Genomic DNA, 14,142 nt, shown 5'->3' with positions numbered 1-14,142 from the left:
GATCACCTCGCTACCTTCCGAAGTTGTCATGACACTGAAAGTAGCGAGCGTCTGCCAGTCGGTACCGTCGTGAAACGCACCGGGGTGCGGCGGGCATCCGACTGCCCGCCGCACCCCGGAGGGTGTGTCGCGACCTCAGCGCGCCGTCAGCGCGCCGATCCCCGGCATCGGCACGACCACCGGCGGGAGCTGCTTGGGCGCACCGCGGCGCGGTGCACCCTTGGCCGCAAGGTCCTCCTTGGAGGTGTCGACCCGGGCGCCTGCCGCCGACTCCGGCAGCTCCTCGAACGGCTGGATGTCGCCGTGGCAGACGGTGCCCTTCTTCGGCAGCGTCAACCGCAGCAGGTAGGCGTCGATGGCGCCGGTCGCGCAGGCCGAGGTGCCATACGCGGAGTGGCCCCAGTTGTCGCTGGAGAGCAGTCGGCTGTTCGGCAGCAGCTTGGCCGTGGCGACGGCACCGTTGTAGTTGGTCGCCGGGTCCCAGTAGTTACCGACGACCAGGACCGGGTTGACGGTCCGCCGGTTGAACGGGCCGGTGAAGCGGTCCTCGTCCCGCACTGTCCAGGTGTCCCGGGCACAGGGCGCGGAGACCCAGGACCAGTACCGGCCGAAGTGCGGGTCGCGTTTGTCGGCCCTGGCCGCCCGGTCCGCCCAGGAGGCGGCGTCCTTCGGGTGGTACGCGTCGGTGCAGTCCACCCCGAGGAAGGCCTCCAGCCCGTTCTCGTACGGGAAGTCGTAGGCCCGGGCCTGCTGCCGCGCCTTCTCGGTCCGTTGGAGCAGCGAGGTGCGTGCCTGCGTCCGCGACGCGTTCGTCGCCGACGGGTCGGTCAGCGTCAGCAGGCCATCGAGGAGGTAGACGATCTCGTAGCCGTACGGATCATAAAGGTAACGCGCGGTGATGCCGATGACGGTGGCGTAGGTGAAGGTGTAATCGCCCTCGTCCGGGTCCTCGATCACCAGCGGTTTGGCCTTGAGCCGCTTGGTCAGCAGTTCGAACTTGGCGACCGGGTCACCGGAGGCCAGCGGGCAGACCTCCACACCAGCCGCTTTGCAGCGCTTGAGGATCTCGCGCAGCGCCTTGTGCGCGCCCTGCGCGCTGCGCATCCGGTCCTCCTGGCCCAGGTTGCCGGAGGCGCCGGCGCCGAACCACGTGGTCGCGTCCAGCACACCGTCGATCGCGACCGCCCGCACCCGGTCGGGGAACATGTTCGCGTAGTACTGCCCGAGCACGCTGCCGTAGCTGATGCCCAGATAGGACAGCTTCTTGTCGCCGACCGCCCGCCGCAGCACGTCGAAGTCGCGGGCGACCTGGGCGGTCGACATCGCGCCGCTGAGCGGCTTGCCGGTGGTCGAACATGCCTTGCCGACCGCGATCGAGGAGGCCACGTACGCCTTCTCCTCGGCTCTTGTGTACGGGAAGGTGACGTTCAACCCCTCGTACGCCCGGGTCTGGTCCTTGACCGACGTGAAGCACCGGATCTGCTCGCTGGCGCCCACCCCGCGCGGGTCGACGCCGACGATGTCGAACCGGTCGAGCACCTCGTCACCGAGGTAGTAGGGCGCGAACAGGGCGAAGTCGGTGCCCGAGCCACCCGGTCCGCCGGGGTTCAGGAAGAGGCTGCCGATCTTGCGCTTCTGGTCCCGCGCCTTGACCCGCAGCACCGCGATCTCGGTCGTCTCGCCCCTCGGCTGGTCGTAGTCCAGCGGCAGGTCGACGGTGGCGCACTCGGCGTAGTCGTAGCACTCGTACCAGTCCAGCTTGGGCGTGGGCACACGGTCGACGCGCAGCCGCTCCAGCGGGCTGGTGCGGTGCGAGACCGTGGCGATGCCCCCGCCGATCGTGGTGGGTGCGGCGCTGGCGGGCACGACCGCCGCTCCGGCGAGGAGCGCGCCGATCAGCCCGGCGGCGGCGAAGTTCCGGATTGGTCGTGGCATGTGGACGCCTTCCGGTGGGAGACGGGACACGTCGAGTCGGGCTCGACCTCCGTCACTCTAGAGACGTCGGACGATGCATGCGGTCCGATGAACAGCAACATGTCCGACAATGCAGGCGTCAAGGTCGTGCTTTCGGCATCCCGTAAGGTGGAGTTGTCAGATGTTACGCAGGCGCTCGACCGTCTGCTGTTGACAGATCGGCAATCTCCGACATTCTGGACGCGTGAGACGCATCCCCGGACCTGACGCGCGCACCGTGGCGGTGCTCGCCGCACTCGGATCGCTGTGGCTGCTGGTGGCACTGATCGTCGGGCCCCGGCAGGACCTGCTGGGGGTCGCGATGGCCCTGGGCTGCGTCCTGCTCGCCATCGTCACCGGGGTGGCGGTCACCGCCGCCCGGCAGGCCGCCCCGGTCGACACGCCACCTCCACCCCCACCGGTCCACCCGATGGCACAGGCGCCCGGCATCGACGCGGACACCCTGGAGACGCTCGGCGACCGGGAAGCCGTCCGGGCGATGCGGGACCGCTACCGCCGCGACGCGAGCCACTGACCCCGGTCAGCTCCCGGTGAGGGTGGGGGACGCCAGCCCGTCCAGCCCGCGCCCGGCCAGGCAGCGGTAGGTCGCGTCGTTCTGCGCGTCGGCCGGCGGCAGCACCTCCAGGTTCCACCCGGTGGGCTTGTCGATGCCGCTGACCAGGCGGAACGTCTCCGTGTTGCAGATCTTGCGGACGGCCGGATCCGCCACGATCTCGTCGTGGTCGGCGTCGCGCAGCGTGGGGGGCAACTCCCCCGCGGCGTAGCTCTCCCAGGTGTGCCGGGTGTCGCACGGCACCTGGCTGGCCTCGGCCCGCTGGGCGCGCACCTGCACCGGGCCGAAGCACTCCAGTTCCTCCGCGCAGCGGGCGCCCTCCGGCAGCGCCTCGGGCAGGGCGGCGCAGCCGGGACGGTGCACGCCGGTCGTGATCTGCCGGGTCGGGGCGGTGGGCTGGCCGGACTGAAGCCCACCGGCGGCCCAGGCACCGACGCCCGCCGAGGCGGCCAGCGCCACCACGCCGGTGGCACCCAGGAACCAGCGCCGTCCCCGGCCGCGCTCGGTGGAGGCGCCGGTGTCCCCGGCGTCAGGTGTCGCACCCGCCGCCCGGACACCGCCGTGGTATCCGCCGCCGAGCAGGCCGATAGGCGGACTCGGCGGGCCGAAACCCTCCAGTTGCAGGCCGACGAGCATGTCGTGCAACTGGACGACGGAGGGGCGGTCCGCCGGGTCGTTGGCCATCCCGGCGCGGAGCACGTCGAGCAGATCCTCCGGGATCCCGGGGATGCCGGGGATCGGCTGGTGGAACATCTCCAGCACGGTGACCAGGCTCGGGTTGCGTTCGGTCTGCCAGCGTGGCGGCCGACCGTGCATCACCGCGTAGAGCGTGGCGCAGAGCGCGTAGACGTCCACCGCCGGTGAGGGCGGACTGTGGCTGAACATCTCCGGCGGGGCGTACGCCGGGGTGAGCACCTCCAGGGCGACCGTGGCGTCACGCATCTCGGCGACCACGGCCAGCCCGAAGTCGGCCAGCACCGCCGAGTTGAAGTGCGAGTAGAGGATGTTGGCCGGCTTGACGTCGCGGTGCAGCACCCCGGCCGCGTGCGAGTGGGCGAGCGCGTCCGCGATCTTGATGCCCAGGTCCCGCGCCTCGGCGGCGCCCAGCGGCGAGGTACGCATCCGTTCGGCGTACGACCCGTCGCAGAGCTCCATGATCAGGTAGGGGTGCTGGTCGATGGTGACCCCGACGTCGAAGAGGTCGACCACGTGCGGGTGCGACGACATCCGACCGGCCGCACGCGCCTCGCGCAGGAAGCGGGCCTGGTCCCGGTCGCTGGCGAGAGTGCGGTTCTCGACCTTGACCGCGACCTCGCGGTCCACCGAGATCTGGGTGGCCCGGTAGACGGTCGCATAGCCCCCTCGGGCAAAGACCCGCAAATCAGTCAGACCAGGCACGATGGGCGTCGGCAGGGCGCCGGGCGGGGTGTCGGTCACGGTTTCGAAAATACCCAACTGGACCGGCGGCTCAGTGAACCGCATCGGCGGGCGACGGCTCCGGCGCGGTCTGCGCGGCGCGCCGGGAGTCCCACCACAGGCCGGCGGCGGTGGCCAGAGCGCCCACACCCTCCCAGGCCGCCACGCCGAAGAACCGGCCGGGCGCCACGTCGGCCAGCACCGCGAGAGTGAACACGGTGAACGTGACCAACCGGAACACCACCGTGAAGCGGAAGAACGCGCGCCACTCGGTGGCGGTGGCGAGCAGGTAGTAGACCCCCATGTTGAACGAGGCCATCGACGAGGCGGTCACGAACACGCCCGTGTAGTCGCCGGGCGCCCGGGTCGCCGGGATCTCGAAGCCGAGCATCCCGAGCAGCACCTCCGGCCAGATCAGCCCGACCGCACCCATCACCAGCGCCAACACGCCGAACACCGCGACCGTCCAGCCGGCGACCGAGCGCGGCAGCCTCATCTGAGCCCTCCCCCTTGACGGCACGACCGCCCATGTTGACCGCCGCGTGCACCGTGCACGCTATCGGTCGGCCCCGACAGCCCACATCACCGGAACCGACATACCCGGCCCCACCGCACCACGTCGGCAGGCCGACGGGTCGGCTCAGCGACCGTCGCGCAACCGGGTGTACAGCGCCTCGGCGTCGGCGCGCTCGCTGCGCTGCTCGGTGGCGAACGACAGACGGACCGCCTCCTCGGCACTGGTCAACGCCTCCGCCGGCCGGCCGCAGGCAGCCAGCGCCTCGGCGCGTACCCGGGCCGCGACCACCTGGCTGCGGACGTCCTCGGCCGGCGTGCCCGCCGCCCGACGGGCCCAGTCCAGCGCCTGCTCGTACTGCCCGTGCGCGAGCAGTGCCGAGGCGTAACGCGCCATCGACTGCCGACGGGAGAACAACAGCGACGGCGAGGTGGCGGCGGCGGTGGCCACCGGGGCCAGCAGGCCGACCGCGGTGCCGGAGTCACCGGCTGCCAACCGGGCCGTCGCCAGCAGCACCCGAGGCCCCACCTGCGCGGGCGCCTGCGGATTGTGCGGCTCCACACTGGTCAGCACCGCTCGCGCGTACCGCTCGGCACCGGCCACGTCGCCCATGTCCAGCGCCACGAAGCCGCGCAGCGTGCCGGCCATGCCGGTGAGCAGCGGATGGGCGGTCCGACCGGCGTACTCCAGGGCGTCGGTGAGCAGGTCGGCGGCGTGTTCCGGCTCGCCAAGGCCACGGGCCACCACACCTCGGACGACAAGCGCGAAACCCTGCCCCCACTCGTCGGAGGCCGCGGCGAACTCGCGGTACGCCCGACGGGCCTCCCGGTCCGCGTCGAGCAGTTCGCCCAGCTCCGCGTTGGCGTACGCGTCGACCGCCCGGAGCGTGCCCACCGCCCACGCCTCGCCGACCCGCTCCCCGAAGGGCAGGAAGATCCGGGCCAGCCGACGCGCCTCGCTCAGTCGACCGGCCAGCAGCCGGGCGAAGGCGGTGGTGCCCCGCAGCCACGCCCGCCCGTACGGGTCCTTGAGTTCGGCGAAGAGTCGGGCGGCCCGGCCGAGCACCGCGTCCGTACCCGCGAAGTCGCCCCGGGTGGTGGTCACCCAGGCCAGGTTCTGCAACGACCACGCCTGCCCCCGACGGTCCTGCACCGCCAGGCTGACCTGGTACGCGGCGGCCAACCGGCTGCTCGCCTCGCCGAGCCGGCCGGCCAGGAAGTCGGCCATGCCCAGCCGACGCATCGCCGAGGCCCGCAGGCTCGGCAGGTCCGCGTCGGTGGCCACCTGCAACGCCTCCCGCCAGCAGGTCTCGGCCCGCCGCAGGTCACCCATGGCCTGCTGGGCCTGCCCTGCGAGCAGCAGCGCGCTGATCCGGGTGGTCGCCTGGTCCCCGGCGTTGGCGGCGATCTTCTCGGCCGACGCCAGCGCGTCGGCCACCCGCCCGACCTGGAGCAGCGCCCGCGCGTGCACCACCCGGTCCTGCGCCGGTACGCCGTCGACGCGGGCCAGTTCGGCCGCGCGTTCGGCGTACTCGACGGCGAGGGCCGGCTCGCCCTCGTGCAGCGCGCGCCGGGTGGCCCGGCCGAGCGCGGCGACCCCCAGCGGGGCGACCGCCCGGGCCGGCGCGTCCGGACGCAACGTGACCGCGTCGGCCAACGCGGTGGCCCGCTCGACGTGCTGCGCCACGAAGTCGTCCCGGGCCGCCTCGGTGAAGCCGCCCGGACCGACCGTGGTGCCGGTCGCGACCAGGTCGGGGCCGCCCAGGCCGCTGGTGACGCTGGCCGCCGGGCTCGCCCACCGGGCCAGCGCGGCGTGCCGTTCGGCCAACTCCGCCTTGCTGACCCCGGCGTACGCGGCCTCCCGCATCAGCGGGGTGGCGAAGGCGTACCCGGTGCGCGTGCGGTGCAGCATGCGGCGTTGCAGCAGTTCCTCCACGGCCCGGTCCAGTTCGAGCGCGACCACGGCGGCGGGTCGACCGTCGCGCCCGGCCCGCTGGTCGCGCAACGCCTGCAACGCACCGTCGGGCACCGTGTCGCCGACCACCGCCGCGTCCCGCAGCACCGAGCGGGCCTCGGCGGGCAGCGCGTCGATCCGGGCCGCGAGCACGGCCGCCAGGTCACGGGAGAGCAGCCGGCTGCCGAGCGAACCGGGGGCCAGCCGCCAGTCGTTGCGCGCCCCGGCGGTCAGCGCGCCGCGCTCCATCAGCAGGGTGATCAGCTCGGCCAGATAGAACGGGTTGCCCTGGGCGGTGGCGAGCAGCCGGTCGGCGTCGGCCTGCGGCAGCCGCCCGCCGCCGAGGTAGCTGGTGAGCAGGCGGGACGCGTCGGCACCGCGCAGCGGCGGCAACGGCTGCACCTCGGCGTCCGCGACCCGGGCCAGGGTGCCCGCGGTACGCACCAGCTCCGGCCGCCCGAGCAGCAGCACCAGGACCGGCCCGTCGAGCCGGGACAGGGTGATCTCCAGCGCGCCGATGGTCTCCGCGGTGGCGTCGTGCAGGTCGTCCACCACCACCATCAGCGGCGCCTCCTCGGCGAGCGCGCTCAGCAGGGCGGCCACCGCGTTCGGCACCGCCTCGGCGTCGGGTGGCGGTTGCGCGGCGGTCCACTCGCTCTGGTCGGTGTGCGCGGCGGCGGGCAGCTCGGCGTACCCGAGCAGGGCCAGCAACTGGTCGACGGCGACCGGCGCGGGCGCGGTGCGGGAGCGGCTGAGGCGCTGCCCGAGGCGGCGCAGCCGCTCCTCGACGGCGGCCCGGGTGACCGCCGTGGCCGTGTCGTTGGGCAGGCCGGCGGCGGCGCGCACCAGGTCGGCCAGGGGGGCGAGCCGACGGCGCTCGCCGAACGCGGCGCAGCGTACCGAGAGGACCCGGGCACCGGTGTGTGCCGCGTACCGTCCGGCCCCCACGTCGTAACCGGCGGCCAGGCGCTCCACCTCGGCGGCGAACCGGGACTTGCCGATCCCCGCCTCGGCGGTCATCAGCAGCACCCGGGGCTCGCCCCGGTCGATCACCTCGGCCAGCCGGCCGGCGACCCGGCCGATCTCGGTCTCCCGGCCCACGAAGGGCGCCTCGTCGCCGAGGCCGGAACGGGTGCCCGGCGCATCCAGCAGGCCGAGCAGCTCGTACGCCTCGACCGGCTCGCGCTTGCCCTTGAGCCGCAACGGCCGCAACGCCCGCCAGCTGGCGACGTGGCGGGTGGCCGCCGCGGTCCGCGCCCCGCCGTAGACCGCGCCGACGGCGGCGGCGTCGGCCAGCCGTGCGGCGGTGTTCACGGTGTCGCCGATGACGGTGTACTCGATGGCGGCCTGGATGCCGGCGATCACGTCACCGGTGTTCAGCCCGACTCGCAGCCCCAGCGGCGCACCGCCGCCGCGCTCGTCGTCGAGCACCCGGCGGACCGCCCGCTGCATGGACAGGGCGGCCCGGACGGCGCGTTCGGCGTCGTCCTCGTGCGCGACCGGAGCGCCGAAGACCGCCATGATCCCGTCACCGGTGAGTTTGTCGACGTGCCCGCCGAAGGTCTTCACCGCGCCGGCCAGGGCGGCCAGCACGCGGTCGGTGACCGCGCCGACGCGTTCCGGGTCGAGGTCCTCGGACCAGGAGGTGAAGTCGGACAGGTCGCCGAAGAGCACGGTGACCACCCGCCGCTCGGCGGCGGGCAGGGTGGCGGCGGCCGGCAGCGCGGCGCCGCAGTTGTGGCAGAACCGGGCGCCGGGCACGGCGACGGTTCCGCACACCGGGCAGGTCACGGTCGGTCCAACCTCGCGGCGTCACCCTCGGATTCCCGGCCCAGGTACTCCAGTTGGGCGCGCACGGACCACTCCGCCGCCCACCAGAGCGACCGGTCCACGTCGGCGTAGACGACGGCGACCACCTCGGCCGGGGTCCGCGCCCCACCGTCGCGCGCCGCCCGGACCTGGTCCAGGCGGGCCCGCCGGTGGGCCAGGTAGAAGTCGGCGGCGGCGCCGCAGTCGGCCAGCGCCGGCCCGTGGCCCGGCAACGCCGGGATCCCCCGGTACGTGGCGAGCAGTTCCAGGCTGGCCAGGTAGTCGCCGAGGTGGCCGTCCGGATGGGCGACCACGGTGGTGCCCCGCCCGAGAATGGTGTCGCCGGTCAGGACCACCTGCCGGCCACCGTGCTCGACCAGGAAGCAGACCGAGTCGGCGGTGTGCCCGGGGGTGGGTACGAGCCGGATCGTCAGCCCGTGCCCGTCCACGTCTCCGGCGGCGTCGAGTGCCGGACCGCCGATGCTGTGCGCCGGGTCGGCGGCGCGTACCGGCGCACCGCCGAGCATCTCGTGCAGGCGCGGCGAGGCTTCGGTGTGGTCCGGATGCCCGTGGGTGATCAGCACCAGGCCGACCGGTCCCCACTGCGCGATCGCGGCCAGGTGGTCCTCGTCGGCCGGCCCCGGGTCGACCACGACGCCGTACGCCGCGCCCGGGGCGCGCAGCAGCCAGGTGTTGGTGCCGTCCAGCGTCATCGGCCCCGGATTTGGTGCCCGCAGCAGCGTCACCCACTCCGGCAACTCGCTGGCGAGGGCGCTCACCGCCCCCGTCACATGCCCTCCCATGGCTGCGATCGTACGACCCCGGGCACGCACCTCCGCGATCTTGCAGTTCTGGTCCCCGATTCGCCCTCGTTAGGGGCCTTCGTCCGGCCGGAACCACAAGATCGCGGCGGTGCGGTCAGGCGACCTCGACGATGACCTCGACCTCGACCGGCGCGTCGAGCGGCAGCTCGGCCACGCCGACGGCCGACCGGGCGTGCCGACCGGCCTCACCGAACACGGCGCCGAACAGGTCGGACGCTCCGTTGATGACGCCGGGCTGACCGGTGAAGCCGGGGGCGCTGGCCACGAAGCCGGTCAACTTGACGATCTTGACGACGTTCTCCAGGCCGACCAGCGAGTCGATCGCGGCGAGCGCGTTGAGGGCGCACCGCTCGGCGAGCTGCTTGGCCTGGTCGGCGGAGACGCCGGCACCGACCTTGCCGGTGGCCAGCAGCTTGCCCTCGGCCATCGGGAGTTGCCCGGAGACGTACACGTGCTGGCCGGACTGCACCGCCGGGACGTAGCTCGCCACCGGCGGGACCACCTCCGGCAGCTCCAGCCCGAGTTCCGCCAACTTCCCGTGCGGTCCGTTGCTCACGGCCTTATGCCTTCGGGCGCTTGAGGTAGGCGACGAGCTGCTCCGGGTTCGGCCCGGGTACGACGGAGACCAGTTCCCAGCCGTCCTCACCCCAGTTGTCGAGGATCTGCTTGGTCGCGTGGACCAGCAGCGGGACCGTGGCGTATTCCCACTTCTGCATCGGTGGAGAGCTCCCTCGGTGGCATGGACACTTCGGGGCACAGCCTACGGTCCGCCGGCCGGTCAGGACGCGGGACGCTGCTCCGAGGTCGGCCACTGCTCCGTGGCGGGACGCTGCTCGGGGGCGATCGACACGTCCCCGCAGAGCCCCTTGTGGTCGTACGGCTGGGGGCACCGGGTGCGGTCGGGCAGCAGCAGGTCGCAGAAGACCCGGTGCCGGTTGTTCTGGTCGTCGGCGGTGGACACCTCGGTCTCCCCCGCGTCCAGCTCGGGCAGGAAGTTCAGCGAGGTCGCCACCCGGGCCGCCAGCGCGGTCGCGGCGGCCAGGTCGGCCACCCGGACGGGCAGGTGGATGACGTAGCCCGGAACCTCGTCGTCCCGCCCACCGGCCGGCTCGACCATGCCGACCGGGTCGGCGGGACGCCGGTACGACCGCTCGTTGACCGGCAACCGGCCGGAGGGGTCGCCGCCGGCCGTCCGGCTGCCCCGCCGCCCCCCGACGGAGAACTGGGCTCGGGGGGTGTTGTCGATGTCGCGCATGCACTGCCTCCGGGCGTCGTACCTGGTCACGGCGCCGCCGGCCGGTCCGGCACCGCTGCGGCCAGCCCAGTCAGGGCGTGCCGGAGCGACGGTAGGGCGGCGGCGGCGGTCCCATCAACAGGACGCGCACGCCCGGCGGCCTTTCGTCACATTTGCGACACCCCATCAGCAGGAAACTGATGGCGCCGTCCGCACAGGTGACACCGGGACCCCCGCACCCCACCGATGGACCGCTACCCTTCCCGTCTGGACGGGCGCACGGCCCGGCCGCCCCAATCCCACGCCCGTCGCTGTCGCGCGACGGTGCGCCGCACCCGGGGGTACGCGATGACCCAGCCACCCGCAGGCGGCCCGACCGGCCCCACCGACCCGCTGCCGGCCGGCCCACCGGTCGCCCCCTCCTCGCCGGCCGGTCCGGAACCGGTCACGGCGTCGCCCGGCAGCCATCCGCCGTACCCGCCACCGACCGCGCCACCCCGCAAACGGGGTGGCGCCATGGTGGCCTCGATCGCCCTGGCCGTGGTGCTGCTGCTCTGCGCGGGCGGCGGCGTGGTGGCGTTCCTGACCGTGCGCAACGCCGAGTCCGGCGAGGGTGCCCAGGATCCGTCGGTCGCGGTCGACGACTTCCTCACCGCCGTTTACCAGGAGCGGGACGCGGCCAAGGCGGCCCGACTGGTCTGCACCGGCGCACGCGACCAGGACCGGATCCGGGCCAAGGTCACCGAGGTCGAGCAGTACGTGGCGGCCCACCAGAGCCCCCGCTTCCGCTGGGACACCCCGACGGTGGACAACGAGACCGGGGACCGCGCCACCGTCACCACCACCGTGACGGTGACCACCGCCGACGAGAAGATCGCCGACCAGGACCTGCGCTTCACCGTGATCCGGAAGAGCGGCTGGTGGGTCTGCGAGGTCGCCTGAGCCGGCCGGCTGGATAGGCTCGGCCGGTGGGAGCAGCGCAGCGCCCGGCCGACCGGGCCGGCACGGAGTGGCCCGCCCGACTGCACGTGGTGACCGGCAAGGGCGGCACGGGCAAGACCAGCGTGGCCGCCGCCCTGGCCCTTGCCCTGGCCGCCGGTGGGCGGCGCACACTGCTGGTCGAGGTGGAGGGGCGGCAGGGCATCGCCCAGCTCTTCGGCACCGACCCGTTGCCGTACGCCGAGCGGCGTCTGGCGGACGCGGCGGACGGCGGTGAGATGTGGGCGCTCACGGTGGACGCCGAGGAGGCCCTGCTGGAGTACCTGGACATGTTCTACAAGCTGGGTGCCGCCGGCCGGGCGCTGCGCAAGCTCGGCGCGATCGACTTCGCCACCACCATCGCCCCCGGCCTGCGCGACGTGCTGCTCACCGGCAAGGTCAAGGAGGCCACCACCCGCAGGGTCGAGCAACGGCGGGTGTACGACGCGGTGGTGCTGGACGCCCCACCGACCGGCCGGATCGCGCGCTTCCTGAACGTGACCGCGGAGACCGCCCGGCTGGCCAAGGTCGGCCCGATCAAGACCCAGAGCGAGGGGGTCTCGGTGCTGCTGCGGTCGCCGATGACCGCCGTGCACGTGGTGACGCTGTTGGAGGAGATGCCGGTCCAGGAGACCGTCGACGCGATCGCCGAGCTGGCCTCGCTCGGTTTCGGGGTGGGCCGGGTGATCGTCAACGGGACCCGGCCACCGCTGCCGGCGGGACGGATGGTCACCGAGGCGGAACTGGAGCGGGGGCTGCGCGCCGCCGGGTTGTCCGCCGACCGGCGCGTCCTCGCCGGGTTGCGCGACGAGGCACGTGACCAGGCCGTCCGCCGGGATCTGGAGGACTCGCTCCGCGCCGATCTGGCGGAACTCGACGTGCCCCTGGTGGAGCTGCCCCTGCTGCCCGACGGGGTGGACCGCGCCGGCCTGGACGTGCTCGCCGCAGCCCTGGTGAAGGGCGATTGACTCACACCTGACGTCGGCCCGCCGCGCGGACCGGGTCGGGCCGATACGCTCGAATGGTGCCTTCCGACAACGCCGCACCGCCGCTGGACGTCGACCGGATCCTGGCCGATTCCGGCGTACGGATCGTGGTCTGCTGCGGTGCGGGCGGGGTGGGTAAGACGACCACGGCCGCCGCGCTCGCACTCCGTGCGGCCGAGCGACACGGTCGCCGTACGGTGGTGCTCACCATCGACCCGGCCCGCCGGCTGGCCCAGTCGCTCGGCCTGACCGAGCTGGACAACACGCCCCGGCAGGTGAAGGGGATCGACGTCGAGGAGAGCGGCGGCGAGTTGCACGCCATGATGCTCGACATGAAGCGCACCTTCGACGACGTGGTGCTCGCGCACACCGACCCGACGAAGGCCGCCGAGATCTTCGCGAACCCCTTCTACCAGGCGATGAGTTCCACCTTCGCCGGTACGCAGGAGTACATGGCGATGGAGAAGCTGGGCCAGTTGCACGCACGGGGCGACTGGGACCTGATCGTGGTGGACACCCCACCGTCGCGGTCGGCGCTGGACTTCCTGGACGCGCCGGCCCGACTGTCCCGGTTCCTCGACGGACGGATGCTGCGCCTGTTGCTGGCCCCGGCGCGGACCGGCGGGCGCAGCATGTTCAGCCTGGTCACCGCCTCGTTCGGGATGTTCTCCCGAGTGGTACAGAAGATCCTCGGCGCGCAGTTGCTGACCGACCTGTCCGGCTTCGTGGCCGCGCTCGACTCGATGTTCGGCGGGTTCCGGCAGCGGGCGGAGCAGACGTACCGCATCCTCCAGGCGAACGAGACGGCGTTCCTGCTGGTCGCGGCCCCGGAGCCGGACGCGGTCCGGGAGGCCGCCTACTTCGCCGGACGCCTGCGGGAGGAGAACATGCCGCTGGCCGGTCTCGTGCTCAACCGGGTGCATCGCCCGGCCGACACCGGGTTGGACGCGTCGGCCAGCCGGGCCGCCGCCGACCGGCTGGCCTCGACCGGGGGCCACGAGGGCGTCGTCGAGGTGTTGCGGGCCCACGCGGCCCTGTCCGAGCAGGCGGTTCGCGAGAAGCGTGTGGCGGCACGGTTCACCGAGGCGTTTCCGCAGGTGCCGGCGGTCTCGGTGACGGCACAGCCCGCCGACGTGCACGACGTCGACGGGCTGCGGACGATCGGTGCGGCGATCGGCCGCTCCTGACCGTGCCGGTCAGGTGGTGGCGAGAATCTTGTCCTTGCCGACCTTGTCCTTGGCGTTCTTCTTCATCGCCGCCTCGAACATCTTGCGCCAGCTGGTGACCTGCGGGTGCCGACGCAGCAGTGCCCGGCGTTCGCGTTCGGTCATGCCGCCCCAGACGCCGAACTCGATGCGGTTGTCCAGCGCGTCGGCCAGGCACTCGTAGCGGACTGGGCAACTCCGGCAGATCCGCTTGGCCACGTTCTGTTCGGCGCCCTGTACGAACAACGCGTCCGGGTCCCCGTTCTGACATGCCGCCAACGACGGCCAGTCAGTGATCATGCCCATCTGTACTCGTCCCCCCTTGCAGTACTACCGACGCCGTCGCGGGTCAGCCGGCAATTCCCCCCGGTCATCCGGCACGCCTTACCCCAAGGCGGCACAGACGACATGTGGCGCTGTCGCCGCAACCATCATGCTCTGTAGTCACCCGATTACGCAACGTTGTCGGCCAAATCCATCATTCCGGACACTCCCGGCTTCTCGGGCTCGGGGCCCCCGCTTACCCCGCCCGAGTCCGCGAAAACGCTGCGCGCCACCCCCCACGCGGAGGAAACTCGGCACGGATCACACGCAACCAGATCTCCGGTGCCACGCGTCTAGCACAACGAGGACGGCGCGCGCAGGAAATGGGGAAAAGACGCCCCAGCGCCCCTCGTTACCTGTTCGCGTACCCTG

13 protein-coding genes are annotated in these 14,142 nt (G+C 72.9%); 4 read left to right on the top strand and 9 right to left on the bottom strand.

What is annotated here, in order from left to right; translation table 11 throughout:
- Window positions 1–135: 135 nt before the first annotated feature.
- Window positions 136–1,935, bottom strand: a complete 1,800-nt coding sequence (locus ABZ738_RS00465; RefSeq protein ID WP_131054423.1) for an alpha/beta hydrolase — start codon at window positions 1,933–1,935, stop codon at window positions 136–138.
- Window positions 1,936–2,158: 223 nt separating this feature from the next.
- Here ABZ738_RS00465 and ABZ738_RS00460 point away from each other — a divergent pair, with 223 nt between their 5' ends.
- Window positions 2,159–2,488, top strand: a complete 330-nt coding sequence (locus ABZ738_RS00460; protein ID WP_131054422.1) for a hypothetical protein — start codon at window positions 2,159–2,161, stop codon at window positions 2,486–2,488.
- A gap of 6 nt (window positions 2,489–2,494) precedes the next feature.
- On the opposite strand, the gene ABZ738_RS00455 is transcribed toward ABZ738_RS00460, so the two are convergent.
- From ABZ738_RS00455 to ABZ738_RS00425, 7 genes are all read right to left on the bottom strand, one after another.
- A complete protein-coding gene (locus tag ABZ738_RS00455; protein ID WP_131054421.1) occupies window positions 2,495–3,964 on the bottom strand; it encodes a serine/threonine-protein kinase in 1,470 nt (489 codons plus the stop codon).
- A gap of 31 nt (window positions 3,965–3,995) precedes the next feature.
- Entirely contained in the window at window positions 3,996–4,439 is a 444-nt protein-coding gene (locus tag ABZ738_RS00450) for a hypothetical protein (RefSeq protein ID WP_131054420.1), read from the bottom strand.
- 144 nt (window positions 4,440–4,583) lie between these two features.
- Complete coding sequence (locus ABZ738_RS00445; protein ID WP_176095448.1) at window positions 4,584–8,201, bottom strand: adenylate/guanylate cyclase domain-containing protein; 3,618 nt, start codon at window positions 8,199–8,201, stop codon at window positions 4,584–4,586.
- Window positions 8,198–9,022 (bottom strand): MBL fold metallo-hydrolase, encoded by an 825-nt coding sequence (locus ABZ738_RS00440; protein WP_357210105.1) that lies wholly within the window; start codon window positions 9,020–9,022, stop codon window positions 8,198–8,200. The genes ABZ738_RS00445 and ABZ738_RS00440 overlap by 4 nt, the downstream gene beginning before the upstream one ends.
- A gap of 115 nt (window positions 9,023–9,137) precedes the next feature.
- Window positions 9,138–9,599: a RidA family protein gene (locus tag ABZ738_RS00435; RefSeq protein WP_131051588.1), complete on the bottom strand. Its 462-nt coding sequence runs from the start codon at window positions 9,597–9,599 to the stop codon at window positions 9,138–9,140.
- 4 nt (window positions 9,600–9,603) lie between these two features.
- A complete protein-coding gene (locus tag ABZ738_RS00430) occupies window positions 9,604–9,759 on the bottom strand; it encodes a DUF4177 domain-containing protein (protein ID WP_013736319.1) in 156 nt (51 codons plus the stop codon).
- 62 nt (window positions 9,760–9,821) lie between these two features.
- Window positions 9,822–10,298 (bottom strand): hypothetical protein, encoded by a 477-nt coding sequence (locus tag ABZ738_RS00425; protein ID WP_131051589.1) that lies wholly within the window; start codon window positions 10,296–10,298, stop codon window positions 9,822–9,824.
- 327 nt (window positions 10,299–10,625) lie between these two features.
- On the opposite strand from ABZ738_RS00425, the gene ABZ738_RS00420 reads away from it, so the two are divergent.
- From ABZ738_RS00420 to ABZ738_RS00410, 3 genes are read left to right on the top strand one after another with little or no spacing between them, the layout of a single operon-like run.
- Entirely contained in the window at window positions 10,626–11,219 is a 594-nt protein-coding gene (locus tag ABZ738_RS00420; protein ID WP_131051590.1) for a hypothetical protein, read from the top strand.
- Window positions 11,220–11,245: 26 nt separating this feature from the next.
- Window positions 11,246–12,223 carry an ArsA-related P-loop ATPase gene (locus ABZ738_RS00415; RefSeq protein ID WP_131051591.1) on the top strand — a complete coding sequence of 326 codons (978 nt, stop codon included), beginning with the start codon at window positions 11,246–11,248 and terminating at the stop codon, window positions 12,221–12,223.
- Between the two features lie 53 nt (window positions 12,224–12,276).
- Window positions 12,277–13,428, top strand: a complete 1,152-nt coding sequence (locus tag ABZ738_RS00410) for an ArsA-related P-loop ATPase (RefSeq protein WP_176095452.1) — start codon at window positions 12,277–12,279, stop codon at window positions 13,426–13,428.
- Window positions 13,429–13,437: 9 nt separating this feature from the next.
- Here the strand turns inward: ABZ738_RS00410 and ABZ738_RS00405 are convergent, their stop codons facing one another.
- Window positions 13,438–13,752, bottom strand: coding sequence for a WhiB family transcriptional regulator (locus ABZ738_RS00405; protein ID WP_131051593.1), 315 nt, complete (start codon window positions 13,750–13,752; stop codon window positions 13,438–13,440).
- Window positions 13,753–14,142: the final 390 nt, after the last annotated feature.

This window comes from Micromonospora sp. NPDC047793, assembly GCF_040642635.1.
Lineage (GTDB): Bacteria > Actinomycetota > Actinomycetes > Mycobacteriales > Micromonosporaceae > Micromonospora.
This window is presented reverse-complemented; position numbering and strand designations above follow the sequence as displayed.

Bases quoted from the DNA above. Each gene is read 5' to 3' on its own strand.
- ABZ738_RS00425 (WP_131051589.1), bottom strand. From the start codon at position 10,298: ATGCGCGACATCGACAACACCCCCCGAGCCCAGTTCTCCGTCGGGGGG.
- ABZ738_RS00410 (WP_176095452.1), top strand. From the start codon at position 12,277: ATGGTGCCTTCCGACAACGCCGCACCGCCGCTGGACGTCGACCGGATC.
- ABZ738_RS00440 (WP_357210105.1), bottom strand. From the start codon at position 9,022: ATGGGAGGGCATGTGACGGGGGCGGTGAGCGCCCTCGCCAGCGAGTTG.
- ABZ738_RS00420 (WP_131051590.1), top strand. From the start codon at position 10,626: ATGACCCAGCCACCCGCAGGCGGCCCGACCGGCCCCACCGACCCGCTG.
- ABZ738_RS00465 (WP_131054423.1), bottom strand. From the start codon at position 1,935: ATGCCACGACCAATCCGGAACTTCGCCGCCGCCGGGCTGATCGGCGCG.
- ABZ738_RS00450 (WP_131054420.1), bottom strand. From the start codon at position 4,439: ATGAGGCTGCCGCGCTCGGTCGCCGGCTGGACGGTCGCGGTGTTCGGC.
- ABZ738_RS00430 (WP_013736319.1), bottom strand. From the start codon at position 9,759: ATGCAGAAGTGGGAATACGCCACGGTCCCGCTGCTGGTCCACGCGACC.
- ABZ738_RS00405 (WP_131051593.1), bottom strand. From the start codon at position 13,752: ATGGGCATGATCACTGACTGGCCGTCGTTGGCGGCATGTCAGAACGGG.